Source organism: Levilactobacillus suantsaii (assembly GCF_014069315.1).
Lineage (GTDB): Bacteria > Bacillota > Bacilli > Lactobacillales > Lactobacillaceae > Levilactobacillus > Levilactobacillus suantsaii.
In genome coordinates this window covers 1,769,015-1,794,560 of sequence record NZ_CP059603.1, presented here as the reverse complement: position 1 = coordinate 1,794,560, position 25,546 = coordinate 1,769,015, and the positions used below count along the sequence as shown (strand labels likewise).

22 protein-coding genes are annotated in these 25,546 nt (G+C 51.0%); 4 read left to right on the top strand and 18 right to left on the bottom strand.

What is annotated here, in order from left to right; genetic code table 11:
* Positions 1–95: 95 nt before the first annotated feature.
* The 8 genes from typA to pdhA form a co-directional block, all read right to left on the bottom strand.
* Positions 96–1,940, bottom strand: a complete 1,845-nt coding sequence (gene typA / locus H3M12_RS08285; protein ID WP_182150614.1) for a translational GTPase TypA — start codon at positions 1,938–1,940, stop codon at positions 96–98.
* Between the two features lie 135 nt (positions 1,941–2,075).
* Positions 2,076–2,870, bottom strand: a complete 795-nt coding sequence (locus H3M12_RS08280) for an inositol monophosphatase family protein (protein ID WP_129031886.1) — start codon at positions 2,868–2,870, stop codon at positions 2,076–2,078.
* Positions 2,867–3,166 (bottom strand): UPF0223 family protein, encoded by a 300-nt coding sequence (locus H3M12_RS08275; RefSeq protein ID WP_129031884.1) that lies wholly within the window; start codon positions 3,164–3,166, stop codon positions 2,867–2,869. Before H3M12_RS08275 ends, H3M12_RS08280 begins: the two co-directional genes overlap by 4 nt.
* Positions 3,166–4,071, bottom strand: a complete 906-nt coding sequence (locus H3M12_RS08270; protein WP_129031882.1) for a Rossmann-fold NAD(P)-binding domain-containing protein — start codon at positions 4,069–4,071, stop codon at positions 3,166–3,168. The genes H3M12_RS08275 and H3M12_RS08270 overlap by 1 nt, the downstream gene beginning before the upstream one ends.
* A gap of 202 nt (positions 4,072–4,273) precedes the next feature.
* Entirely contained in the window at positions 4,274–5,701 is a 1,428-nt protein-coding gene (gene lpdA, locus H3M12_RS08265) for a dihydrolipoyl dehydrogenase (RefSeq protein WP_129031880.1), read from the bottom strand.
* A gap of 7 nt (positions 5,702–5,708) precedes the next feature.
* On the bottom strand, positions 5,709–7,034 hold the full coding sequence (locus H3M12_RS08260) for a 2-oxo acid dehydrogenase subunit E2 (protein ID WP_182150613.1): 1,326 nt from the start codon (positions 7,032–7,034) through the stop codon (positions 5,709–5,711).
* Positions 7,035–7,115: 81 nt separating this feature from the next.
* Entirely contained in the window at positions 7,116–8,093 is a 978-nt protein-coding gene (locus H3M12_RS08255; protein ID WP_129031877.1) for an alpha-ketoacid dehydrogenase subunit beta, read from the bottom strand.
* A 2-nt stretch (positions 8,094–8,095) separates the two neighbouring features.
* Entirely contained in the window at positions 8,096–9,211 is a 1,116-nt protein-coding gene (gene pdhA / locus H3M12_RS08250) for a pyruvate dehydrogenase (acetyl-transferring) E1 component subunit alpha (RefSeq protein ID WP_129031875.1), read from the bottom strand.
* 276 nt (positions 9,212–9,487) lie between these two features.
* Between pdhA and def the strand changes: the two genes are divergently transcribed.
* Positions 9,488–10,048, top strand: a complete 561-nt coding sequence (def, locus tag H3M12_RS08245) for a peptide deformylase (RefSeq protein WP_129031873.1) — start codon at positions 9,488–9,490, stop codon at positions 10,046–10,048.
* A 167-nt stretch (positions 10,049–10,215) separates the two neighbouring features.
* Here the strand turns inward: def and H3M12_RS08240 are convergent, their stop codons facing one another.
* Positions 10,216–10,713, bottom strand: a complete 498-nt coding sequence (locus H3M12_RS08240; protein ID WP_129031871.1) for a hypothetical protein — start codon at positions 10,711–10,713, stop codon at positions 10,216–10,218.
* Between the two features lie 198 nt (positions 10,714–10,911).
* Between H3M12_RS08240 and H3M12_RS08235 the strand changes: the two genes are divergently transcribed.
* The 3 genes from H3M12_RS08235 (at position 10,912) to H3M12_RS08225 (ending at position 13,932) form a co-directional block, all read left to right on the top strand.
* Complete coding sequence (locus H3M12_RS08235; RefSeq protein ID WP_129031870.1) at positions 10,912–11,130, top strand: DNA-directed RNA polymerase subunit epsilon; 219 nt, start codon at positions 10,912–10,914, stop codon at positions 11,128–11,130.
* Positions 11,127–12,806 carry a ribonuclease J1 gene (gene rnjA, locus H3M12_RS08230; RefSeq protein ID WP_129031868.1) on the top strand — a complete coding sequence of 560 codons (1,680 nt, stop codon included), beginning with the start codon at positions 11,127–11,129 and terminating at the stop codon, positions 12,804–12,806. The genes H3M12_RS08235 and rnjA overlap by 4 nt, the downstream gene beginning before the upstream one ends.
* 163 nt (positions 12,807–12,969) lie before the next feature.
* Complete coding sequence (locus tag H3M12_RS08225) at positions 12,970–13,932, top strand: diacylglycerol/lipid kinase family protein (protein WP_233449171.1); 963 nt, start codon at positions 12,970–12,972, stop codon at positions 13,930–13,932.
* A 146-nt stretch (positions 13,933–14,078) separates the two neighbouring features.
* On the opposite strand, the gene H3M12_RS08220 is transcribed toward H3M12_RS08225, so the two are convergent.
* From H3M12_RS08220 to murQ, 9 genes are all read right to left on the bottom strand, one after another.
* A complete protein-coding gene (locus H3M12_RS08220; RefSeq protein WP_129031864.1) occupies positions 14,079–14,285 on the bottom strand; it encodes a hypothetical protein in 207 nt (68 codons plus the stop codon).
* A 164-nt stretch (positions 14,286–14,449) separates the two neighbouring features.
* A complete protein-coding gene (locus H3M12_RS08215; RefSeq protein WP_233449170.1) occupies positions 14,450–16,105 on the bottom strand; it encodes a LysM peptidoglycan-binding domain-containing protein in 1,656 nt (551 codons plus the stop codon).
* 465 nt (positions 16,106–16,570) lie between these two features.
* Positions 16,571–17,611, bottom strand: a complete 1,041-nt coding sequence (locus tag H3M12_RS08210; RefSeq protein ID WP_129031860.1) for a DUF1002 domain-containing protein — start codon at positions 17,609–17,611, stop codon at positions 16,571–16,573.
* 105 nt (positions 17,612–17,716) lie between these two features.
* Positions 17,717–18,607, bottom strand: coding sequence for a C40 family peptidase (locus H3M12_RS08205; RefSeq protein WP_129031858.1), 891 nt, complete (start codon positions 18,605–18,607; stop codon positions 17,717–17,719).
* A 90-nt stretch (positions 18,608–18,697) separates the two neighbouring features.
* Positions 18,698–20,722, bottom strand: coding sequence for a transketolase (gene tkt / locus H3M12_RS08200; RefSeq protein WP_129031856.1), 2,025 nt, complete (start codon positions 20,720–20,722; stop codon positions 18,698–18,700).
* A 354-nt stretch (positions 20,723–21,076) separates the two neighbouring features.
* The gene (rbsK, locus tag H3M12_RS08195) at positions 21,077–21,997 is read right to left on the bottom strand and encodes a ribokinase (RefSeq protein WP_129031854.1); all 921 of its coding nucleotides are present in this window, start codon (positions 21,995–21,997) and stop codon (positions 21,077–21,079) included.
* Positions 21,998–22,114: 117 nt separating this feature from the next.
* Positions 22,115–23,131, bottom strand: a complete 1,017-nt coding sequence (gene rbsR, locus H3M12_RS08190; RefSeq protein WP_129031852.1) for a ribose utilization transcriptional repressor RbsR — start codon at positions 23,129–23,131, stop codon at positions 22,115–22,117.
* 131 nt (positions 23,132–23,262) lie between these two features.
* On the bottom strand, positions 23,263–24,255 hold the full coding sequence (locus tag H3M12_RS08185; protein WP_129031850.1) for an aldo/keto reductase: 993 nt from the start codon (positions 24,253–24,255) through the stop codon (positions 23,263–23,265).
* Positions 24,256–24,337: 82 nt separating this feature from the next.
* The gene (murQ, locus tag H3M12_RS08180; protein WP_129031848.1) at positions 24,338–25,246 is read right to left on the bottom strand and encodes an N-acetylmuramic acid 6-phosphate etherase; all 909 of its coding nucleotides are present in this window, start codon (positions 25,244–25,246) and stop codon (positions 24,338–24,340) included.
* Positions 25,247–25,546: the final 300 nt, after the last annotated feature.

Below are 25,546 nucleotides of genomic sequence, written 5' to 3'. Positions count from 1 at the left end.
AGCATAGACGTTCACTGAGTTTCAGGCCTAAAGAAAAGGAAGACCGCGGCGGTTTCCCGTGCAGTCTTCCCCGTAAAATTTTAGTTAAGTTTTACTTATTTGTTGTTTCCGTGGCGCATCTTCTTAGCGGTCTTTTCACGTTCGCTAGTGTTCAAGATTTGCTTCCGCAGACGAACATGTTCTGGAGTGATTTCACAGTATTCATCTTCGTTGATGAATTCCAGTGACTCTTCCAAAGACATCTTCAATGGCGTCTTAACCTTGGCAATATCTTCAGAACCAGCGGCCCGGACGTTGGTTTGGTTCCGGCCACGCGTGATGTTGACGGAGATGTCGTTATCCCGGCTGTTTTGGCCGATGATCATCCCTTCGTAAACTTCAGTACCTGGATCAGTGAAGATGATTCCCCGGTCTTGAACGGCCATGATAGCGTAAGTCGTCACTTTACCAGAGTTGATGGAAACCAGCGTCCCGTTACGACGACCTGGGTTCCAGTTCTTGATGACTGGCATGTACTTGGAGAACGTGTGGTTCATAATCCCGTAACCCCGGGTCATGGACAAGAAGTCGGTCGAGTAACCAATCAACCCACGCGTTGGGGCCAAGAAGGTCAACCGCGTTTGACCGTTACCAACGGCTTCCATGTTCTTCATTTCACCCTTCCGCTTGGAAAGAGAGTCGATGATGGAACCGGTGTATTCATCCGGCGTATCGATTTGCACGGATTCAAATGGTTCGCAACGGGTGTTGTCAATCGTCTTGTAGATAACTTCTGGACGGGAAGCTTGTAATTCGTAACCTTCACGCCGCATGGTTTCAATCAAGATGGACAAATGCAATTCCCCACGGCCGGAAACGATCCAAGCACCTGGGTCTTCCGTGTCGTCAACTCGTAAGGACACGTCGGTATGCAATTCCCGCTTTAAGCGTTCTTCGATTTGACGTGACGTCACGAATTTCCCTTCGCGGCCCGCAAATGGTGAGTCGTTGGTCCGGAAAGTCATCTTCAAAGTTGGTTCGTCAATCCGCAATAATGGGAGTGGTTCCAAGTGATCTGGATCCACAACGGTTTCCCCAACGTTGATGTCTTCCATCCCGGAAACAGCAATCAAGTCCCCGGCTTTCGCTTCGTTGATTTCCAAGCGCTTCAAGCCAAAGTAACCAAATAGCTTCGTAACCCGGAAGTTTTGTTGCGACCCGTCCAGCTTCATAACCGTAACGTGGTCCCCAACTTTAATCTTCCCCCGGAAAATCCGGCCAATGCCGACCCGACCAACGAAATCGTTGTAGTCCAACATCGCAACTTGGAATTGTAACGGTTCATCAGCATTATCCAGTGGTGCTGGAATATTCTTAATAATAGTGTCAAAAATTGGTTTCATGGTGTGTTCTTGGGTCGATAAGTCTGGGTCGTAACTGGACGTCCCGTTCATGGCCGAAGCGTAAACAACGGGGAAGTCCAATTGGTCTTCGTCAGCACCCAGTTCAATAAAGAGATCCAGAACTTCATCGACAACTTCAGAAGGCCGGGCACCTGGACGGTCAACCTTGTTGATGACCACGATTGGGGTCAAGTGTTGATCCAAAGCCTTCTTCAGAACGAACCGGGTCTGCGGCATCGTTCCTTCGTAGGCATCGACAACCAACAAAACGCCATCAACCATACGCATGATCCGTTCAACTTCACCACCAAAGTCGGCGTGTCCTGGGGTATCCAAGATGTTGATTTGCTTGTCGCCGTAGCGTACCGCCGTGTTCTTGGACAGGATCGTGATTCCCCGTTCCCGTTCAATGGCGTTGGAGTCTAAGGCCCGGTCCTCAATCGAAGCGTGGGAATCCAACGTGTCGGATTGTTTCAGCATTTCGTTAACCAACGTCGTCTTCCCGTGGTCAACGTGGGCAATGATGGCAATGTTACGGATATCATCTCTGGTTTTCAAGTGTATTTCTTCCTTTCGTACTTGTTGAATTAGATGGTTCTTGGCGAACTTACAGAGCAAGTACGCCCTATTGTAGCGCCATTTACCGGTAAAGTCCAACCGTACCGGCTGTCGCATAAAAAAACTGTGACCAAGTCACAGTGAGACGTCATCTTCTTCAATTTGGAGAATATCACGTTGCGCTTGTTTTGTCGCTACTAGTACAAGATTAGATGATAGCATATCAAGCGGCTGTCCGTCAATAGTCGACATCTGAACCCCCAGCGTATTGAGCAGAATTTGCCCCGCGGCAAAGTCCCACGGTTTCAGGTGCGAAATGTACCCTAAAGTCTTGCCCACCATAACATTAATCATTTCAATTCCGGCACTGCCGTAAATCCGCATCCCCGCACTGGCGTGGACGATGGCCTGCATGTGAGCCACATCGTGAATCACTAACGGTGAACTCATGCCGATCAGTCCGTCGCTCAAGGCTAAGTCAGCCGGGGCAGTCAGTTGCATCTCGTTGGCCCAGACACCGCCTAATTGCGGCCCACCCCGGTATAAGACATCCTTCATGACGTCATAGATAAACCCGAGTTGCCCCACGCCATCCTGATAGATGCCAATCATCATGGCAAAGTTATCCCGTTGCTTCACAAAATTCATCGTTCCATCGATGGGATCCACAATCCAAAGCCGACCGGTCGTCGACGTCACGTGGTCACCAAACCCCTCTTCACCCAAAACCTGGGCTTGCGGGTCCAATTGCCGAATCCCTTGAATCAAGAATTGCTCGTTCCCCTTATCCACGTTGGTAACCAAATCTTTCCGACTGGTCTTTTCGTCGATGGTCAACGCCCGTTGCATTTGGGTCAATACCCGTTGTCGGGATTGTTGCAAAAGTGCCACCACTTGGGCACTCAAGTCTTGCCAATTTAAGTCACTCATTTTTGTGATCCTTTCATTTTAATGGTAGCCGTCGTGGCTTGGCGTGCTGCCTGTATCGTCCGGTAAATACTATAGCCTGAAACCGCCTGAAAATCGCGGTCAAGTTGCTTTTCCTCAAACTTCTGGGGGACGACCGTCTGGAAGTCCCGGTATGCCGTTAGTAAGTCAGCCACGGCCACCCCTTTCCCCCGTTCGTAAGCAGCTTCCACGTCCTGGTACAGCTGTGTCACCTTAATGATATCAGCCGTTGACCAGTCCGGTTGCAGGGGGTACTCGTAATTCATTGCTTGTGCCATTAATTTTCCTCCGTTTGTTGGCCTTCAATCTGACCAATGTCATCCTGGATTGCGGCTACACAAGCAGCGTAGTCTTGCTGCTCGTCTTCCGACAACGCTAACTTCGGCAGCGGCTTCCACCCGTCAGCCGAGACCAGCACCGGGGTCGCCGTGGCGTAAGTCGGCGTTTCTGGTTGTGGGTGCGCGACGGGCACGATCACGGGATGACCCATCAAGACCGACCGCAAGATGCGAATCAACACCATGAACCGTAGTGTCGTCTGTGGCGCCGCAGCTTCCCGCTGTAACCAGCTTCCCATTTTTCCCAGGTCATCCGCCCCAAATTTAGCATCGGCGTTAGCCAGATACATCAAAATGGGCGTTGGCCCAACATAGGTTCGACTCCACGCTGCAATGGGAGTCGCTGAACGACCAATGACGGTAGTTTGAATCGCCCGTGGTCCCACGCCTAACCGTTCGGCCAACCGACAAGTCAACAAGCGGGTCAGTGGGTAAGTCCCCAAGCCCAAGATTTGGTGTGGCGCTGCCCCCGAATACTTCCACGCAAAGTAAGTAAATAAGTCATCGTGTTCCCCTGCAAAGATTAACTGCCCCTGAAATCCGTTCTCCAAAATTCGGTTCGTTACCCGCCGCAAATTGGCCACTCGCGTTACCAGTGGCTGTTCCGTCACCGTTTGATCGAGTAAAATCAGCCAACTTGCCTGCGCATAATCGGTATTGGTCCCCACCCGGATCGACAGCTGCGGGCACAATGCGCTCGCGACTACCAACGCCTGGTACTGGGGCGTATCGTCCGTGTGTTCCGGTAAAATCACGCAATCAATTGGTAGATCCGCCATCAGTAGTTGATGTAAAAACTGATTGGTCTGCGTTAACTCCCCTTGAATGAGTAATGTCGGTTTCATTGACAAGCCTCCATTTGGATTTCTGAAATTAAGTCATACCATCATTATAGGGGAAGCCCCCTGGATAGCAAGGTTAAATCTGTTCCTCGTTGCGCCACTTTGGCGGGGAAAAACAACTGCCAAGCGCGGCATGACCAACACCAAAAAGGGATTCGGCTTTAGCCCCGAATCCCTTTTAAAAGTTATGACTGCAACAGTCGATTTACAGATGTGTTGGGTAACCCAAAGCAATATCGGCTGCTTCTTGAATCGGTTCGTTCAGCGTTGGGTGCGGGTGAATCGTCAAGGCGACGTCCTCGATATTCATCCCACCATTAACGATCAACGATAACTCACCAGCCATGGTGCTGGCTTCTGGGCCAACGACTTGTGACCCAACGATGTTTTGGTTGTCATCGTCCGTGTAAACGAAGCGAACAAAGCCTTCTGGTTGATCCAGTGAAACCGCCCGCGCGTTACCGGCAAACGGGAACTTCGCCGTCTTCACGGCAATCCCCTTGTCCTTGGCTTCGGCGGCCGTCATACCGACCGTGGCTAATTCGGGATCCGCGAAGCAGACCGCCGGAACACTGACGTAATCGTTGGCGACCTTCTTGCCGGCAATGGCACCGGCAGCAGTCTTGCCTTCGAAGAACGCCTTGTGGGCCAGCGCTGGACCGGCGACAATGTCACCGACCGCGAAGATGTGTTCGGAATCGGTCCGGCCTTGGTTATCAACTTGAACCAAGCCATGGTCATCCAACTTGACCTTCGTGTACTCCAGGCCCAGGTTGTCGGTGTTTGCCCGCCGACCAACGGTGACCATGCAGTAGTCCGCTTTGATCGTAGATTCCTTGCCATCGACTGAATAGGTCACAGAGACGCTCTTGTCATCTTGTGAGGAGCTCTTCGCCATCGCGTTCGTGATGACGTCGACACCCTTCTTCTTCAAGTTCTTCAAGACAACGGCGACCATGTCTTTTTCAAAGTTAGGCAGAATGGACTTCGTTCCTTCAATGATAGTGACGTGAGACCCTAAGCTGGCGTAAGCCCCCGCTAATTCGGTCCCCACGTAGCCACCACCGATAACGACGAATTCCTTAGGGATTTCTGGTAACCCTAAGCCGCCAGTGGAGTCGATGACCCGGCCTTCAAACTTGAAGCCCGGAATTTCAATCGGATGACTGCCGGATGCAATAATCAAGTTATTGTATTCGAACGTTTGTCCGGTATCCGTCGACATGAATTGCTTCTCACCGGTTGGCATGACCCGCAACTGCGTGTCACTCAAGAAGACAGCTTCCCCGTTAACCACGTCAACGTGGTGCTTCTTCAACAGCATGTTGACCCCGCCGGTCATCCGATCGACGACTTTATGCTGCTTCCAATCTTGGGTCTTCTTAAAATCAATCGTGGCTGGTTTCGTCGTAATGCCGTAAGGGTCACCATTATTTGCTGCTTCTAACCGGTGGCCCGCTTGAATCAAAGCCTTGGAAGGAACACAGCCAACGTTTAAGCATACCCCACCAACGGTGTCAGATTTTTCGACCAGCGTGACCTTTTGGCCTAATTCTGATGCCCGAATTGCAGCAACGTAACCGCCGGGGCCGGCACCAATAATGACGGTATCCTTTTTTTCAACATCTGCCATATTTCGATCATCCTTCCATTAACAGCATTTCTGGATCATGCAGCAATGCGTTCATTTCGTTCAAAATATTTTGTGCTAACGCACCATCAATCAACCGGTGATCGTAACTCAAGGAGAGCTTCATCATCCGGCCAACTACGATGTCACCATCGTCATTGACAACGGGTTCCTTTTCAATCCGGCCAACCCCTAAGATAGCGACTTCAGGTTGGTTAATGACTGGCGTGAACCAGCCGCCACCAATGGACCCAACGTTACTGATGGTAATAGACCCACCAGCCATGGATGCCGGTGACAACTTGTTGTCGTAGGCCGCTTGACTATTTTCGGAGATTTCCTTAGCAATCTCGAACATGCCCTTGGAATCTGCGCTCTTAATATTTGGAACGTACAGTCCGTGGTCCGTGTTCGTTGCAATCCCGATGTTGTAGTAGTGCTTGTAGACGATTTCTTGCGTCGTGTCGTCAATCGAGGCGTTAAGTTCTGGGAAGTCCTTCATGACAGCAACTAAAGCCTTCACGATGTACGGCAAGAAGGTCAAGTGGATGTCCTTATCAGCGGCAGCCTGCTTGTACTTCTTCCGGTTAGCCATCAGCTTAGACACTTCAACTTCATCAAATGAGGTGACGTGTGGCGCAATGTCCTTGGATGACCGCATGCTCTTGGCAATGATCTTCCGCATTGCGGACATTGGTTCACGGGTCTCCAAATCTGGACGATCAGGTTGCCATGGTTTGATTGGCCCACCAGTAGCGCTCTTGCCAGCTGGTGCGGCTTCGGCTTCGGCTCCGCCTGCGGCAGCTGCAGGTGCAGCTGCACCATTGAAGTTGTCGATATCAGCCTTTAAGACCTGGCCGTGGTTCCCAGTTGGGGTAACCTGGGTAATATCGATATCTTTATCACGGGCATACTGCCGAACGGATGGCATCGCCATCACTAACTTGTTCGGATCTGAAGCCGCCGGGACACCAGTTGCTGCGGCCGGTGCGGCTGCAGGTGCTGGCGCAGCTGACTCTTCGGCTGGCGCGGCGTCTTCAGCCGGTGCAGCGTCTTCCTTTGCGTCGCCACCCTTACCTAAATCAGGTGGAGTGTCTGAGCCATCATCAATCACAATCAGCGGGTCGCCGATTTCAACGGTGTCACCTTCTTGGGCAACAATTTGTGAAATGGTCCCGTCAACAGGCGATGGCAGTTCCGAAACCGACTTGTCGTTTTGGATTTCGACTAACGTATCGTCTTCCTTAACTTGGTCGCCTTCTTTAACTAGCCATGAAGAAATTTCGCCTTCGGCCATTCCTTCACCAAGCTCTGGGAGTTTGAACGTATAAGCCATGGGAAAACTTCCTTTCTTTCATCATAATGCAGGATGTCTCCCACATCGTTTTTTTAATGTTTTTAGTGAAACAGATTAATTTTAGTAGTTCACAATGTCGCGGGCTTTGGCTTCGATGTCATCCGCATTTGGAATCCAATCGTTTTCAGCCTGAGCAAATGGGTAAACGCTATCGGGAGCCGCAACCCGGCCGATTGGCGCATCCAACGACATAATCTTTTCTTCGGCAATGTCGGACGCAACGGTTGCCCCGACCCCGGCCATCTTTTGGGCTTCTTGCACCACAACGACCTTGTGGGTCTTGTCGATGGAAGCAAAGATGGTGTCGGTGTCGATTGGGGATAAGGAGCGTAAGTCAATGACTTCAGCATCGATATTGTCCTTAGCCAAAGCATCGGCTGCCTTTAAGGATTCGTTGACTTCGGCACTGTAAGCCACAATCGTCAAGTCTTTTCCTTCACGAACAACCTTTGCGGAATCTAGCGGAACCGTGTACTTGTCATCTGGAACTTCGTCCTTCATCGAACGGTAAAGTTTCAGATTTTCCAAGAAGAGCACCGGATCGTCGCTTTCGACCGCGGAAATGACCATGCCCTTCGCATCGTATGGGTTAGCTGGGGTTACGACCCGCAGACCTGGCGTGCTAACAAAGTAATTTTCCAGGTTATCCGCGTGCATTTCAGCCGTGTGCGTCCCGCCACCGAATGGCGTCCGGATAGTAACTGGGAAGTTCTTCGTCCCACCAAACCGGTAGTGGTCCCGAGCTAATTGGCCAACAATCCCATCCATGGCTTCGAACGTGAACCCCATGAATTGGATTTCTGGGATTGGCCGCCAGCCGGTTAAGGATAACCCAATCGCTAAGCCAATGATTCCTGATTCAGCCAGTGGTGTATCGAAGACCCGGTCTTCACCGTACTTGTCTTGTAAGTCGACAGTCGTCCGGAACACACCACCGTTTTTACCAACATCTTCACCGAAGATCAAGGTTTTAGGATCGTCATTCAACACTTGATCCAGTCCAGAAGTGATCGCTTTAATGTACGTCATTTTAGCCATGATTACTTCGACTCCTTTGCTTCAAATTCTGCAATTTGCTTCTTCACACTTGGAGTAGGAACATTGTAAGTCCACTTCAGGAAGTCAGAAACCTTTTGTGCTGGTGCTGCTTCGGCATCCTTCATCGCTTCCTTGAAGTCGTCCTTATATTGTTCGACTAACTTGTCTTCTTGGTCTTGAGACCAAAGTTTCTTGTCGGTCAAGACTTTGCGCATCCGAATTAATGGATCGGCGTCAAACCATGGCTTTTCTTCTTCTTTAGTCCGGTAACGTGATGGGTCATCACCCGCTGAGGAGTGCGCGCCGTAACGGTAAGTCAAGGTTTCAATCACGACTGGTCCGTTGCCGGCAGCGGCAAATTCCCGGGCAGCCTTCGAGACTTCGTGAACCGCCACGATATCCATCCCGTCAACTTGGACGGAAGGAACACCCATAGCAACGGCCTTTTGGGCTAAGGTTTCCGCCGCCGTTTGCTTGTAACGGGGAACGGAAATCGCCCAACCGTTGTTTTGAACGAAGAAGACTGCTGGTGCTTGGAAGGCACTGGCGAAGTTAACCCCTTCATACCAGTCACCTTGTGACGTCCCACCGTCACCAGTGTAAACAAAGGCAACGCGGTCCTTGTCTTCATTCTTCTTGATACCTAAAGCAACGCCCGCGGTTTCAACGTATTGCGCCCCAATGATGATTTGTGGGAACAACATGTTCTTGTTTTCATGAATGTTGCCTTCAACGTGGCCCTTGGACCATAAGAATCCTTTGGCAACAGTTGTGCCGTGTTGAATCATTTGCGGTAAATCACGGTAAGCAGGTGCTAAGAAATCTTGTTCCTTAAAGGCAGTGACACTACCCATTTCACTTGCTTCCTCACCGGCAGTTGGCGCGTAGAAACCTAAACGGCCTTGACGCGAAAAGTTCATGGTTTGTTCGTGTAATGTTCGTTCCCAAACCATCTTCTTCATGAAGTCAACCAGTTGGTCATCTGAATATTTCGCCAAGGTGTCTGGATCAACAACCTTTCCTTCCCGGTCAATAACTTGAATCGGGTGCTTGTAAGGATCGGCCATCGTAGCTTTGATTTTGGCAAAGTCTACAATTTGTTTGCTTCCATTAGCCATAAGTAACACTTTCCTTTCACTTGATATGAAATTGTTAACTAAAGGTGAGTCAACGTTGCGTTTCCTGACTACGCTTATACAGTACCATCTTTTCATAAATCTTGCAAGCCCTTTCATTACGGATAATTGGGCTTTCCCTCGTCAATTGGCGTTGAAACCAGCGATTTCGGTTTTTGTAATTTTTTTGCAAGCGAAACCGTTTTCTTTTCATTTCATTTTTATAAGTAACTATGATAAAATAATGGTAGTTATGATTAATTTTCGGAGGTAATGTCCTTGTTTTTAATGAAAGATATCGTCCGTGACGAGGATCCTGTTTTACGCCAGGAAGCAGCCGACGTCAGCTTTCCCCTGTCTGAAGCGGACCAACAACTGGCTAAAGACTTAATGGAATACCTAGTCGTTTCCCAAGATCCAGAACAATGTAAGAAGTACGGCCTCCGAGCTGGTGTCGGCTTGGCCGCCCCACAAGTTGGTGTTTCCAAGAAGATGGCTTCCGTCTTGGTCCCGGCTGCTGAAGAAGGTGGCAAATCGCCCTTCACCGACGTCATCATTAATCCCGTAATCATCTCGGAATCCGTTCAAAATGGTGCGTTGACCGAAGGTGAAGGTTGCCTGTCCGTAGATAAAGACGTGCCAGGCTTCGTGCCACGCCACGACCGGATCACATTGCGCTATTATGACGTCAACGGTGAAAAGCATCAAGTTCGCTTAAAGAACTATCCTGCCATCGTATGCCAACATGAAATCGATCATTTGCACGGGATTCTCTTCTACGACCACATCAACCAGGACCAACCATTTACGCGGCCTGATGATATGGTCATGATTGAGTAGTTTTTAACAATCGGACCTTTAAAGGTGTCCCCCTTAAAGGTCACCCAAATCAAAATCAAAAAAGCGCGCAAGGCTGTTAGCCTAGCGCGTTTTTTTCGTCCCTTTTCACATTCGTATAGGAACAATTAGTTTTTCAGTTTCTTCCATTATGTACCGTATATTGTGCATCATTGAACAGATGAGCTATCGATTTTCTTTAAATCTTTCAAATACTCAACGGTCGATTCGTTCATCAAATAAGCCACGTCAACGTGTAGCCGTTCCTCGTAGACCCAAATGTCACTGACCACGAAAGCGGGTCCCGAAATCACGGCTTTGACTTGGTGGTCAACGCTAAACCCCGCTAAGGCCTCATTAAAAGCGTGTTCTAAGCGGGCCACCTGGTGTTCAGCCGCCATCCCCACTGCTAAGTGGTACTCAAACGCCATCACGCCGCGCCCCCAAACATCCGCCACCGCAGCCGAAGGTGAAAGGTCACTTTCAGCTACGGTCAGCACACCATCATTGACCAGCCGCTGGACAGCAGCGGTCATCGCCACATCAGTTTCGTCTTGGGCGGTCCGCCGAACCATTCGGGTCGCCCGCTGGACAATGGTTCGGTGGATAAACACGTAAATCAGTCCCGCAATAATAATCCCAATAATGATCTCGGTTGTTAAGGCCATCTCGGTCCCTCCGTTCAAGTTACCTTTATTTTATGATAGCACGGAACGCCAGCTAGGGGTAATTCTATACAATTGGAAAAAACTATGCTAAAATTGTGCTAATTGTTGTGTAAGCAACCCGCAGTTCGGAAAGACCCAAATTATGACTTGCCGCTTAAGTTAGGACAAGTTAAATCTATTGATAAAGGAGTCTTGTTAGTGATTTACAAAGTTTATTACCAAGAAGACAAAAAACGGAATCCTAAGCGCGAGGATACCCATACGCTCTACCTGGAGGCTCAGACGGAAGTCGAAGCTCGTAGCCAAGTAGAAGCCCACACGGATCACAATATTGAGTTCATCGAGCCCATCGAAGGAAATACTCTGGCCTATGAACAACAAAATCCTAATTATAAATTGACGGAGTTCACTGAATGAACAAGCTAAACGTCAAAAATAACGAAACAGCTATCTTTGGCGTGGGTGGATTAGGTGAAATTGGGAAAAATACTTACGGCATTCAGTTTCAGGATGAAATTGTTCTGATCGATGCTGGGATTAAATTCCCCGAAGACGAATTACTAGGAATCGATTACGTGATTCCGGATTACCAATACCTCGTTGAAAACCAGTCCAAGATCAAAGCGCTAGTGATCACCCACGGCCACGAAGACCACATTGGTGGGATTCCTTATTTGCTCCAAGCGCTCAATGTTCCCGTTTATGCGGGGCCATTAGCCTTAGCTTTAATTAAGAACAAACTGGAAGAACACGGATTATTAAAATCAACTGAACTGCACACAATTGACGATGATACGGTTCTTAAGTTCCGCAAGATGAGTGTTTCTTTCTTCCGAACGACCCACTCGATTCCTGATACACTGGGGATTGCAGTGCATACGCCGGTCGGCACCATCGTCGAAACTGGGGACTACAAGTTCGACCTGACACCGGTCACCAACCAGCCGCCTGATCTCCAAAAGATGGCCAAACTGGGGGCAGATGGTGTTCTGTGCCTGATGTCCGACAGTACCAACGCAGAGCGCCCTATCTGGACGAAATCTGAAAAGTGGGTCGGAAAATCCATCCGACGTATTTTCGACCAAGTCGAAGGTCGGGTGATTTTTGCCACTTTTGCGTCTAACATTTCTCGGATTGAAACAGCGTGTGAAACTGCGCTGGCGCATAACCGGAAGATTGCCGTGTTTGGTCGCTCCATGGAAGCCGCTATCGTCAATGGTCGGGAATTAGGTTACTTAAACATTCCTGACGACGCCCTTGTCGACGCCAACACGATTCGCTCCCTTCCAGCCAACAAGGTCATGATTCTGTGTACCGGATCTCAAGGTGAACCGATGGCGGCCCTTTCACGAATTGCGAACGGGACTCACCGGCAAATCACTATTCAACCTGGCGACACCGTCGTCTTCTCGAGTAACCCGATTCCAGGCAACACTATCTCCGTCAACCACGTCATCAACGAGTTGGAAGAAGCTGGCGCCAACGTTATCCACGGCCGCGTGAACAACATCCACACGTCTGGACACGGGGGCCAAGAAGAACAGAAGCTGATGCTCCGACTGATGCAACCGAAGTTCTTCATGCCGATTCACGGAGAATACCGGATGTTAAAGATTCATACTGAGCTTGCCGAACAATGTGGCGTGCCCCTTGACCGGAGCTTTATCCTCCAAAATGGTGACGTCTTAGCGTTGACCAAGGATTCAGCCCGGGTCGCTGGTCACTTTGCTGCGGGCGATGTCTACATCGACGGCTCCGGCATCGGTGATATTGGTAACGTCGTGTTACGCGACCGGCAATTACTTTCCGAAGAAGGCTTAGTTGTTGTGGTCGCCACTATCGACCTCAAACATCAAGAAATCAAAGCTGGTCCTGACTTGCTCTCACGCGGTTTCGTCTACATGCGTGAATCTGGTGAATTACTGAATGAGGGCCGCCGACGCGTCTTCCAAACGATTCGCCGAGCGATGCGGAACCCGAAGGCAACCGAAGCCTCGATTCGCAACGCCGTTATCGACGATCTGCAAAACTTCTTGTTTGAGAAGACTGAGCGGCACCCGATGATTCTGCCAATGTTTATCATGACAAAATAAGTTGCTGTCTGAAGGGCCTGGGATAAACCCAGACCCTTTTCGTTTGCCACGACCTGGTCGCTGCTTAAGTGTTTCTTACGACCGGTCAAAGTTAATTGGGAATGACTAGGCACACGAAAAAAAGTTCGTTATAATAAGAGAGAAAAAAATTGAGAGGAGCAGTATGGTGAGTGTCCAGTACTATATCATCTTAAATGAGCATGCAGGGAGTGGCCAAGCCGGGATCCTGTGGCCCCAAATCAAGGCCCGCCTCGACGCCGCGCAGGTGACCTACCAAGTGGCGACTTCCGAGTATGCCGATCATGCCATCCTCCTAAGTGAACAGTTTGCCAAACAACTTCCCGATACCCCCCATCAAAATTGGGTCGTGCTGGCGGTCGGGGGTGACGGCACCCTCCACGAGACCATCAACGGTCTGACCCAGACGCCCCGCCAATACCCGATTCCCGTGGCGTACTTGCCAGTTGGGTCCGGAAACGATTTTGCCCGGGGCGTCGGGATGGCTCATGATTGGACCAGTGCACTGACCCAGATTATTCAGTGCACCCACCCCACCAATTACGATGTGGGCGTTTATAATGAAACGGTTAAAGAAGAACGCGGTGTTTTTACTAATAACTTTGGAATCGGTTTCGATGCTAGTATCATTGCTCGCGCCAACCAATCCAAGGCTAAAGTTTGGCTTAACCACCACCACCTCGGGTCGTTAGCCTATCTATCCGCCGCTCTAGGCGTCTATTATAACCAGCAAGGTTTCATGTTGACGGTCCACGTTAACGGTCGGCGCGACATCTTTCCGAACGCCTTTTTGGTCACGACCACTAACCACCCCTATTTCGGTGGTGGCGTCGGGATCGTTCCCAATGCGACCTTAACGGACCATCAACTCCACCTCGTCGTTATCGAGAAGCCCAATTTTCTTAAGTTGATTTGGTTGGCGTTACGGCTGGTCTTCAAACGCCACCTAACGTCCAAATCCGTGCATTACTACACCGCTAAAAACTTGCATCTGACCGTCCCCGCCATTGAGTATGGTCAATTAGACGGTGAGGAGATGGGCGGACACTTCTTCGACGTTTACGTAGGGCTCAAGCAGTATCCCTTCTGGATTGACGTGACCATGTGACGCCAATCCTTAACGGTAAACAAAAAGGTGAGACCAATTGGTCTCACCTTTTTGTTTACCACTGTTACCAGTGATGAGCCGCAACTCCCACTAAAAAATGCGGGAACTGTGGATTCTTTGCAATGAATTAGGACCCCCATGTGGGTCTAGTCTTCTGAAGCTGCCATGGCCTCAAGAATCATATCCAGCTGAGCACATTTATTCGTCAGGTAGGTCATCTCTTCGCCATAGCGCGGTTCGATTTTGACCGTCCCTGAACCTGATTGGACCCCAACAGATTCCTTTTTCTTTAACGTCGCCAACTGTGAATTTGCTTGACGATACTCTGCTAAAATCTCCGTCCGATTACTCATAACTTTCAACAACTCCTTTTCCATCAGAATATTAAGTCTTCAATAACCACGAAATGACTACTGGAGAATAATACCACGCGGGGGCGGATTTGTTAACGAAAATCTTAAAAAAACTGGCCACTTTCCTTGAGTTGGTCAGAGCCAACCGGGAAAACTTCCCACTTTTATTTGACCGTCCCAGCAAATGACGGCATAAAGTACTTGCTGATAGTCTGTACAGACACATTTTCACCGGGTTCTGGTGCCGCCACGAATTCATTGTTCCCTAAGTAAATGGCGTCATGATAAGTTGCCCCGTGGCTCCCCCAGAAGAGAATATCCCCGGGTTGAGCTTTAGCCACCGAGTGCGTTGAGACGTAGCTCTCTTGGGCCACCGTATTATGCGGCAAGCTGATGCCCTCCGCGTGTAGGTAGACGTAAGCGACCAAGCCAGAGCAGTCCATCCCGCTGAGCGAAGCACCACCCCAAACATACGGAATATTGGCGGAAGCCAGCTTCAATGCCAGACTGGTCACAGAACCACTAGTTAAGTTAGACGTGGATTTTTTACTCGTCGTACTGCTACTGCTAGAGGCCGTTGCGGCTTGGCTACTACTACTGCTACTGCTCGTTGCCGTTTGCGTTGTCTGTTTGGCCGCTGAACTGCTACTACTCGTCACTGTTGCCGCAGCCGTTGATTGCTTAGTACTGGTTGCTTGACTGGAGCTAGCCGACCGGGCTGTCGTCACTTTGAAAGTCGACCGCTTGGTCGTGGCGGCTTTGGAAGTGCTCGTCGCCGCTTGACGAGTCGAGGATACCGATTGCGACGCCTTAGTCGGTTGTGACGTTGCTACTGAAGATTGGCTTGACGCCACACTTGTTGACGAACTGGTAGGTTGCGTCGCTTGACTCTGAGCCGACCGTGATTGCTTAGCAGCTGACGATGAACTGCTCGTTTGGGTTGAAGCGGATGACGTTGAAGTCGTTGCCGCTGGCGTCGAAACGCTGGCTGAGGCAGCTTGGATACCTGATTTAGCCGTTGTTGTCGCCGATGATGATGACGTCGAGGCTGCCCGCGTATGCGCTAAGGTCGCATTAGTGTTAGACGTCGCCGCTTGGCTCGATTGTTCATTGGCACTCGACGTCTTCGTTTGACCTGATTGCGTCTTAACTTGGCTGCTGCTAGTTGTGGCCGCCTTTGACGTTGCCGTCGACTGACTATTAGCGGTGATCGTTGATGAAGCCGCCGGAGCCACTGAACTACTGCTTTGGGTTGAGGACGATGTCGTCGAAGTCGATGATTGTCGTTGTTGTTGCTGACTAGCCGCAGCTTGCTGCTGGGCTAAGATCTGGGCTTGAAAGGCACTGGCCTTTTGCGTCTGTTGACTAGTTGTTGATGGTGTAGTCGTTGTTGTTGACTTTTGACTGGTGCTAGTCTTAGCCGTCTTCGTAGCACTCGGAATGACTAGTTTCTGGCCAACACTTAACGCTGAGCCCGTCAGATGGTTCGCCTTTTGAAGCTGGGCGACCGACAGGTGGTAGTGTTGCGCCAAATCCCACAAGGTATCCCCCGACTTTACGGTATAGATTACTTTCGTGGTCGCCTTGTTCACCTGCAAGCGCTGACCCACAAAGATCAAGTGGGTGTTGCTATCTAGTGAATTCTGTTGCTCCAGCGTCTTGATTGAAACGCCATATTTCTGGGATAATCCCCAAACGGTATCGCCCGCTTGAACTTGAACACTATCGGCACTGGCGGTCATTTGTGCGCCGGCGGCTAAAACACCGAGAGCGCCAACAACGCCAACTGCGACTTTCGTTTTTCGTTGCTCTGTACTCATCTTTACACACACGTCCTTCATTTCTCAATCTGACTAACTGCTTCCCCCACGGCCGGTCAACTTACAACCGTCCTCGTTGGTTCATACTAAATACGAATTACAAATTTATCTTACCACAGCTTCGGCAGATTCCTTGTGAATTATTAAGAAAACGTTAACAGATTTTTCTTACGGAACTGACGTTCGTTTAAAACGGTTTCATTAATTAAAATCGCGCTACAATCCCAGTCTAACAAGCTTCCCCTTAGGCTTAAAGCAAACGTTAGTTCTTTTTCCGTATACAAGCTTTAATTTGCCGGCTTTTCAACAACTTTTTTTCGCGATAAATTCACAACTAATTGTACCCTACAATAAAATTGCCAGGCCGCTTTTTGTAGATTACAATATCTAATCCCACGCCGACTTTGTGAAATTTAAATTGGAACACAAAAAAACGGGCCATTCGCCCGTTAATTTGTTTAATATCTAACTAAATAGTCCCTGGAAGAAGCTGACAACTTGATGCCAGATACGCACGAGAAAGTTTTCGGCTTTCTTCGCATCGGCACTGTTGGCAAAGTCTTTCACGCTTGCCATCTTGTCCCCAATACTATTAGCAAGGTTATTCGCCACGGTCTTGACGTTGGTGACATACGATTTACTAGTAGACACGGGGGCCTTTTGGACCTTACTTAAGGCCACCGAGATGTTGTTGATCTGCGTCTGGGTAGTTTGGCTCGAGACGCCCTGTTTCGATAACGCCTTTTTCAGCATTGCTTCGATATCGGCCTTCGTGGCGAGTTTGTCGCCCTTCTGCCGTTGTTGCGCAAGGTCTGATGAAACCGACCCTACCGCTGCCATCAGCTTACCCGGATACTTCTTGTTATCACTATTGGAATTGATCGCGGGTTGGGTCGCATCTAAGACGCTATTAGCAGCTTGAGTGTTAGCCGAGTTGAGCGTCAAGCCGTCCGCAGCCAAAGCTTTATAGACTCCGGTCAACGCCGATTCCCCGGAAACAGACTTATCCGCCGTAACCGTGATGATGACGTCTTTGACCCCCGCCATAGTGGCGACCATGGCGTATTGTTGCGATTTGACTTGAGTAATATTGTTTTGACCATCATACTTCACGATATTGACCTTCACACCCGATCCCGGATCAGCAGGCGCTAGGGCAACAGAACTAATCATGCTGGCATCCGTGGTACCGGCTGAATTCAGATACTTGGCGTAGTCACTCCCCGTGGCGGTCAAACTGGTGTAGTTGGACTTCACCCCTAAGGCTGAACTAACCTTGTCCTTATCCTCACTGGCTAAGCCAGCACCATAGACGGCATAAGCTTTCGACAAGGCCTTCGTCTGGACCGTGCTGCCACTATCACTACTGGTAGAACTCTGGTCGCTTTCAACCGAGCTGCTCGTTGTCGTTCCGGTCGTATCGGCGTGACTGGTGAGGCTTAGGCTCCCCGCGGCTAAGGTCGCGCTGACGACGGCCAGCCCGACTAAGATTCGTTTTAATTTCATAAAATCGTCCTCTTCTTTCGCAAGTTTCGTCGACTCCACTAATAGTATAGCATGCCAATCGGCGAAGAAGACCGAAATACCGGGGCCTTAGGAGATTCTTCAGGATTATTGCCAGAACCGCCGGGCACCGGCATATTCTGCCGCAAAGGGCGCGGTAGTCAGTGGCGTTTGGGCGACCGTTTGTCCAGGTCGTGGGGCGTGTAACATTTGACCTTGGCCGGCGTAGAGACCGACATGGTGCACGTGCCCCGTACCGTGGTCGGTTGCAAAGAAGATCAAATCACCGGGACGTAAAGCCTCAGGAGCGATGGGATACCCCGCCGTAAATTGGTCCTGGGCATCCCGCGGAATGCGGTATCCTAACGTCCGGTGCACGCTGTAGGCCAACCCGGAGCAGTCCACGCCCTGCGGTGTCAGCCCGCCCCACAGATAAGGCGTTCCTAAGAGCTGCCGACTTAAAGCCAACAACCGGGCGCCATCATCGCCACCGGCAATGGTCAAGTGTGCTGCTTGCGCGGCGATACTGCCTGAACCTAACGGCGTGACGACCTGAATTCGGTCGCTGTCCTGTCCCGTCGTGGTCAAAATCGTCCCCATGGGTAAGGTCAAGCGGATTTGCTGGTCGGTCGTGGTGAATACCGTTGCGGGTTGGACCAAGCGTACCGTCGTTGTTGGGTAAGCGAGTTCCTGGTCCGCATCGGTCAGTTGACTGAGGGGCAACCATCCCGGATACCCGCGACGGGAAAGGCGATTCGTCTGCCGTTGAACAAAAACGTGGGCCCATCCATCTTGGATCTGATCCAACACGACCTGGTCGTTGAACAAGACTTCGGTCACCACGGCCTGCTGATCAGCCAATTGTTCCTGGTCAACCAAACTTAACTGGGCTAGCCACGGGGCCACTTGCCCTGCTAGCAGGGCTTGGGTTAACGTCTGGGGCTGTACCGGTTTCGCCCAGACCAAAGCTGTCGGTACTTTCACTCGTCGAATCTCCATAAAACCGCCTCCAAATCCGTTTGTCTTCAATATACCAAGAATTTAGAGGTCTGACCAGTCCGTTTTGACACGACGAACGCATCCCCCAATCTAGTCGAGCGCTAAGTAAGTCTGGACGACCCGTTCTGGCGTGAATCCCGCCATGGCAATCACCTGTTCACCATTGCCGCTGGCCCCAAACCGATCCTGCGAGACAACGGACCCATCCAAGCCCGTATATTGGCACCAACCAAAACCACTCGCCATTTCGATGGCCACCCGCCGGCGTAAACGCCGGGGCAAAACCCTTTCGCGGTACTCAACCGATTGGCGATTGAAGACTTCAAAACTCGGGAGGGATACGACCCGCACGTCATGCCCCTGCGCCAATAGCTGTTTTTGGGCGGTCAAAGCGATTTGGACTTCGGAACCCGAAGCCAGGAGAATCCCTTCCGCGGTATTTTGCGCATCGGCCACCACGTAGCCTCCCCGTTTCACACCACTGTGAACCCGTTGGGCGGGTTTTGGCAACGTTGGCAGCCCTTGGCGCGTTAAGACCAAAGCCGTCGGATGATCCGTTGCCTGGAGCGCTGCCAGCCACGCCGCAGCCGTTTCGTTGCCGTCAGCCGGTCGATAGACCGTAAGTCCCGGAATCGACCGTAACGCTGCTAATTGTTCGACTGGTTCGTGGGTCGGCCCATCTTCACCTACCGCTAACGAATCATGGGTAAACACGTAAATCACGGGTAGTTTTTGCAACGCTGCCAAACGAATAGCAGCCTTCATGTAGTCGGAGAAGACGAAGAACGTGGACCCGTATACTCGGGTGCCCCCGTGTAGGGCGATGCCATTCATCGCCGCGGCTTCCGCAAACTCCCGGATTCCAAACCATAGATTCTTGCCACTACGATTCGTCGCACTAAACCGTTCTGTATCGGCCACATTGGTTTTATTGGAACTAAAGAGGTCTGCTGAGCCGCCCCAAAGATTAGGACAAACGGCACTGAGACGCTGTAAAATCTCGTGCCCACTGGCTCGCGAGGCTAGCTGGTCTTTTTTATAGTACGTTGGCAACTGGTCCCGTAGGCCTTTCGGCACCGTTTGACTAACTCCCTGCGCAAACTGCGCCGCCAATTGCGGGTGCCCCGCCGAATAATGGGCGACTAAATTCGACCATTCCTGGTGACTGGCCCACCCCCGGGCTTTAATGGTACTCATGAACCGGTCGTGAACCCGCACCGGGACCGTAAAGGGATCATTTTCCCACTCGTAAAATTGGCGAGTAGTGGCCAAGTCAGCCGCACTTAGTGGCGCCCCATGCACCTGGTTCGTACCTGCGTGGGGACTACCGGCCCCAATCTGAGTCTTGACTTCGATCAAAGTCGGCCCATTTTGATTATCCTTGGCCGCATTAATGGCGGCGTCAATGGCCTGTAAGTCGTTACCGTCTGTGACCCGTAAATAATTCCAGCCGTAGCTCATGAACCGTTGACCCACGTTATCGTGACAGGCATTCGCTAACGGCCCGTCTAACGACACATCGTTGGAATCGTACAGAACAATCAATTTATTCAATTTCAGTTGGCCAGCTAAACTGGCCGCTTCAGCCGCGACTCCTTCCATCAGATCGCCGTCGCCACACAACGCGTAAGTATAATGGTCCACGATAGCGTAATTAGTCCGGTTATAGGTCGCGGCCAAGTGACTTTCAGCCATCGCCATGCCCACGGCCATCCCTACGCCCTGGCCCAACGGCCCAGTCGTGGCGTCGACGCCGGGGGTTACCCCCACTTCAGGATGCCCCGGCGTCTTACTGCCCAGTTGCCGAAAGTGCATCAAATCGTTCCGGGAGACCGCAAACCCACTCAGATGTAAAAGACTATACAACATCGCAGAACCATGACCGGCCGACAAAACGAACCGGTCGCGATTGAACCACTGGGGAAATGACGGGTCAACCCGAAGATGCCGTGAGAACAACACATAGGCCATCGGGGCCGCGCCCAAGGGCAAGCCCGGGTGCCCAGAGCGGGCCCGGGAAATCATATCCATGCTGAGCATCCGGACCGCCGTCACGGCTTGGGTGTCCGTTGCATCAAAACTTGCTGATTGTGCGACTACTTTTTCATTTAACATCTCATAAAACCTCACTTTGATTAACCAGACCATTTGCGGTCATCGAATTTAGGTCAGGACGTTAAACGTTAATTCTACCGGTAAAATCGACGTTATCCATCGACTTTCCTAACTATACCAATTTAATTTAAAAAAGTCAAGCCTTCGCATAAAAGTTATTTTATCAGTGTTTTTAGGGAAATAATTCGCAAATTGGTTCATATGCCGCTCCTATACCAATTTCAAACAACTGGAGATTTTCTCGTCAAATCCCCCCCCCCCCGAGTTGACCATCCGCGTATTTTCTCAGAATCCACAAAAGGCCCCACCGCTACTTCCACGGTGAGGCCGATCCATTAAAATTTTAGTGAGTTATTAAGCTTGGCTGGCCGCTTGGACCTGTGCGTAGGTCGGAATCGACGGCATTGCCCCCAGGCCCTGTACGGTCAGCGAACTAGCGCGTTGAGCGTACGTTAGTGCTGTTTCGATATTACTCAAATCTGGCTTCAACTGGGAACTCAATGCCCCAATGAAAGTATCCCCAGCCGCTGTGGTGTCCACAGCCTTGACCTTAAAAGCCGGCACGAACCCGGAGCCTGCGGGGGTCGCGTAGTAAGCCCCCTTACTGCCGACCGTGATGATCAGACTTTTGACGCCCATCTCCAAAAACCGCTTGGCGTTGGCGTCCATGGACGCCACGTCCGTCACCGGAATTCCCGTCAAGGACGCACTTTCCGTCTCGTTCGGGACGACCAAGTCCGTCACTTTCAGAATCGCCGGGTCGATGGTGGCGGCCGGAGCCGGATTCAGAATCGTAGTGACGCCGTGCTGTTTGGCTAACGTAAACGCCTTGAGTGTCGCAGCTTGAGGCGTTTCAAATTGGGTAATCAGGAAATCAGCCTGGGCGATTTCGTCTTCTACGGCGGCTACTTCCGCGGCCTGCACTTGTTGGTTGGCGCCTCCGTAGACCAGGATACTGTTTTGTCCCGCTTCGTCCAACAGAATAAAGGCGGAGCCAGTCCCCACCGTTTCATCGGTAATGATGGCACTGGTATCGACCTGATCGTCAGTGAGTGATTCCACCATGAATCGACCAGCTTCGTCGTTACCGACCTTACCGATAAAGCGAGTCTGCGCGCCAGACCGCGCCGCGGCGACCGCTTGGTTGGCGCCCTTACCACCAGCCGCACTGGTCTTGTTTTCCGTTAATAGTGTTTCTCCGGGTTGGGGCATCCGCGCCAACCGTAACGTGGTATCCACGTTCAAGCTCCCTAAAACTGTCACACGATTAGTCATCTGACCATCACTCCTCCATCAGGACTCAAAATTTTGTAAAAGGTTTTACGTAAAACTGACCTAACTCACTACAGCATTCCTCGTAAGATTACCATACTTCGAAAAGGCTTACAAGGCCTATTTCGCTGGATTTACGGGCGCCGTGCTCTCACGCCGCCGCAACGTCACGGGTAAATTCACATTTTGCCCGGGTTGCCGTCGATTATGAATCCGATTGATCAACAGCGTCGTGGCTTGTTCCCCCATCGTGACTACCGGTTGATGGATACTACTGAGCTTCGGCACCACGTATTCGTCGAGATCGATATCATCGTAGCCTAAGACCGACATGTCGTGCGGGACACTCAAGCCGCGTTCGTGTAGGCCACGAATCAAGCCCAATGCCGTTTCATCGTTGATGGCAAAAACGGCACTTGGATGTTGTGCCACCACGGCAGCCGTGGCTTGATAGCCCCCGAGTTTAGTCATTGGCGTGGCAATCACCTGATCCGTTTCGAGGGAAATTCCGGCCGTGGCCAATGTCTGGCGAAAACCCGTCAACCGTTCCGCCAGGTTCGGTGTCGGATGGTCCGGCATGACCACCACAATCTGCCGGTGTCCTAAATCCAAGAGATGTTGGGCGGCAACCTGGCCTCCTTGTCGGTCATCGACTCGGAACCAGTCTAAACTAGGCCCCCCATTTTGATCGACCAACAGGTACGGAATCCCGTTTTTCTTGAGGATGGTCTCGATGGCTTCACTAGTGATTGACGCACTGGCAATAATCAACCCATCGACCGCTCGTTTGATCAATTCTTGCAGGTAGTAGCTCTCCAATTTCGGGTCGTGGTCGGCCCCAAAAACCAACGGAATGAAGTGCTGCTCACGACTAGCGGCTTGGACCCCCCGAATAAACATGCCAAAAAACGGGTTCCCCAAATTAGGGACCAAGACGCCCAGGGTTTGCGCCGATTTCATAATCAAATTACGGGCGTTAAAGTCCGGCACATAGCTCATTTCTTCCTGGAGTTGGTGCACCCGCCGCCGGGTATCCAGGCTGAACCGCTCACCCTTTCCGTTTAAAATCTGTGAGACCGTCGTTACCGAGACCCCTGCGGCTTGCGCCAGGTCTCGAATCGTTACTTTCCGTGTCATAGGCCCTCCTCAACGTTTCGTTTAGTTAATTATACCGCATCGCTTGGACCTTTCGGGCGCCTTTTTGGAAATCTCGCGGACCTCAAAAAAGGCGCCGTCTGGGTGGACGACGCCTTAAGACCGATCTTCAATTAAGCCTTTAAAATCTTATCGATAGCGGCCAATTCTTCCGAATCGAAAGATAGGTTTTGAACCGCCTTCAGGTTTTCAGCCAAATGTTCTGGCTTGGATGCCCCGGTAATCACACTGGTGACCACGGGATCGTGTAACAACCAAGCTAACGCCATGTGGGCCAATTTTTGCCCCCGGCTTTGGGCAATCTTGTTCAGCGCCTGCAACTTGTGAAAAATCTTGTCGCGACCATTGTCGAAGATATATTGGCTCGACCAATGGATGTTCAAGTCTTCAGGAATCCCATCCAAGTACTTGTCGGTCAGTAAGCCCTCAGCCAGTGGGCCGTACGCCATGATGCCGGCATTATTTTCCCGCATCCGGTCAAACAGTCCGTCTTGAGCGGCCTTCTGGTTCAACATATTGTACGACACTTGGTCAATGACAAACGGCGTGTGCAAGTCCTTAAAAATCTTGACCATGGCCATGGCTTGGGGCGCCGTGTAGTTCGAAATCCCCACGTACAGCGTCTTACCTTGCTTGACCAAATCGTTCAACGCGACAGCCGTTTCTTCCGGTGACGTGTTGGGATCAAAGCGGTGACTATAGTAAACATCCACGTAATCCAGGCCCATCCGTTCGAGGGATTGGTCCAGTGACGCGACTAAGGCCTTGCGAGAACTCATTTCCCCGTAAGGTCCTGGCCACATGTGGAAACCTGCCTTGGTGCTGATGACGAGTTCATCACGGTAAGGTGCCAGTTCACGATGAAAGACCTGGCCAAAGAGGCGTTCGGCTTCTCCCGTTCCTGGACCATAGTTCGCAGCTAAGTCAAAACTAAAAATCCCGGCGTCAAACGCCTTCAACATGATGTCACGGGTATCCGCGTAGTTCGCGGTCTCTCCGTAACTGTGCCACATCCCAAAGGAGATTGCGGGTAATTGGAACCCGGTGTTGCCGGCGCGTCGAATCGGCATCTTCTTATCGTACCGATGTTCATCTGCTACGTACATATTTGCCACATTCCTTTCTACTCAATACCTACGTCGAGTATAAGGGAATTGGTGCGGACCAGTCAAGGCGGTCGACCCGATTTTAATGGCGATTGTCACTCAACTTGACGGCTTGTGACACGTGGCCGTCGGTAGCGGCTAAAAGTTCCTTAGCTTCGGCAATCGTCCCCTTGGTATCAATCAAGACGATAGCGAGCGGTACGTTGTTCTTGGCTCGGGCCAATGCGCGTTCCGCCGCTAACGTCGATGTCTGGGTCGCTTCGGCAATGATCTTCTTGGCCCGTTCAAAGGTCTTATCGTTGGTCGGGACCACATTGATCATCAAATTCTGGTAAACCTTTCCCGTCTTGATCATGATGCCAGTCGACAGCATGTTCAAGACCATCTTTTCTGCGGTCCCCGCTTTCAACAGCGTGGCCCCGGTAATCACTTCGGGACCGACCACGGGCGTGATGGGATAGTCCGCCAATTGGGCCAAGGGGCTGTCGGCAATGCAAGAAAAGCCAATGCCTAAAGCGCCCTGGTCTTGCGCTGCCTTCAAGGCCGCCACCGTATATGGCGTCCGCCCTGAAGCCGCACTAGCAACAACAATATCTTGGTCGGTCAATTCGACCGCTTGCAAATCCTTTTGGGCCAGCTCCGGCGAATCTTCAGCGTCCTGAATCGTTTTGGTCAGCGCCGCCGTACCCCCGGCAATCAGCCCAAACGTCTGTTGGGCCGTTAAACCGTAAGTGGGTTGTAATTCCGTGGCGTCCATCACCCCTAATCGACCGGACGTCCCGGCCCCAATGTAAATCAGCCGACCGCCCTGGTCGAATTTAGGATAAGCCGCATCGATGGCCGCCGCAATCTGGGGCAACTGTTTCTGCACCGCGCGAGCAACCCGCTGATCCTCACGGTTAATCGTGCCCACCATGTCGAGCGTGGATTCCCGATCAATGTGCGTCGACCGGTGATTGCGTTGTTCCGTTAAGATTTCATCTAATTGCATCTCGTCATCCTCCAACCTAACCGTTCCGTCGTTTATGTATTCGTTTTCACGAGTCCTAACTTAGGTATACCATGTTCCATAAAAAATTTCAATTCTTTACTGAAGAATGTTAGTAACCGTTTTCATTTCTCCCAATAATCCCCATCTGTTGAAACACAGCTCGAAAGCCCCGGCGCCACAGCAAAAAGGCCGCCCAGCAAATCCGTAGATTTAACTGGGCGACCCCCATTGACAATTTATTTTATTTTCCCGCGGTTAACTCGCCAAAATAGAAAGTTAGGCTTGTGATTACAAAAATTT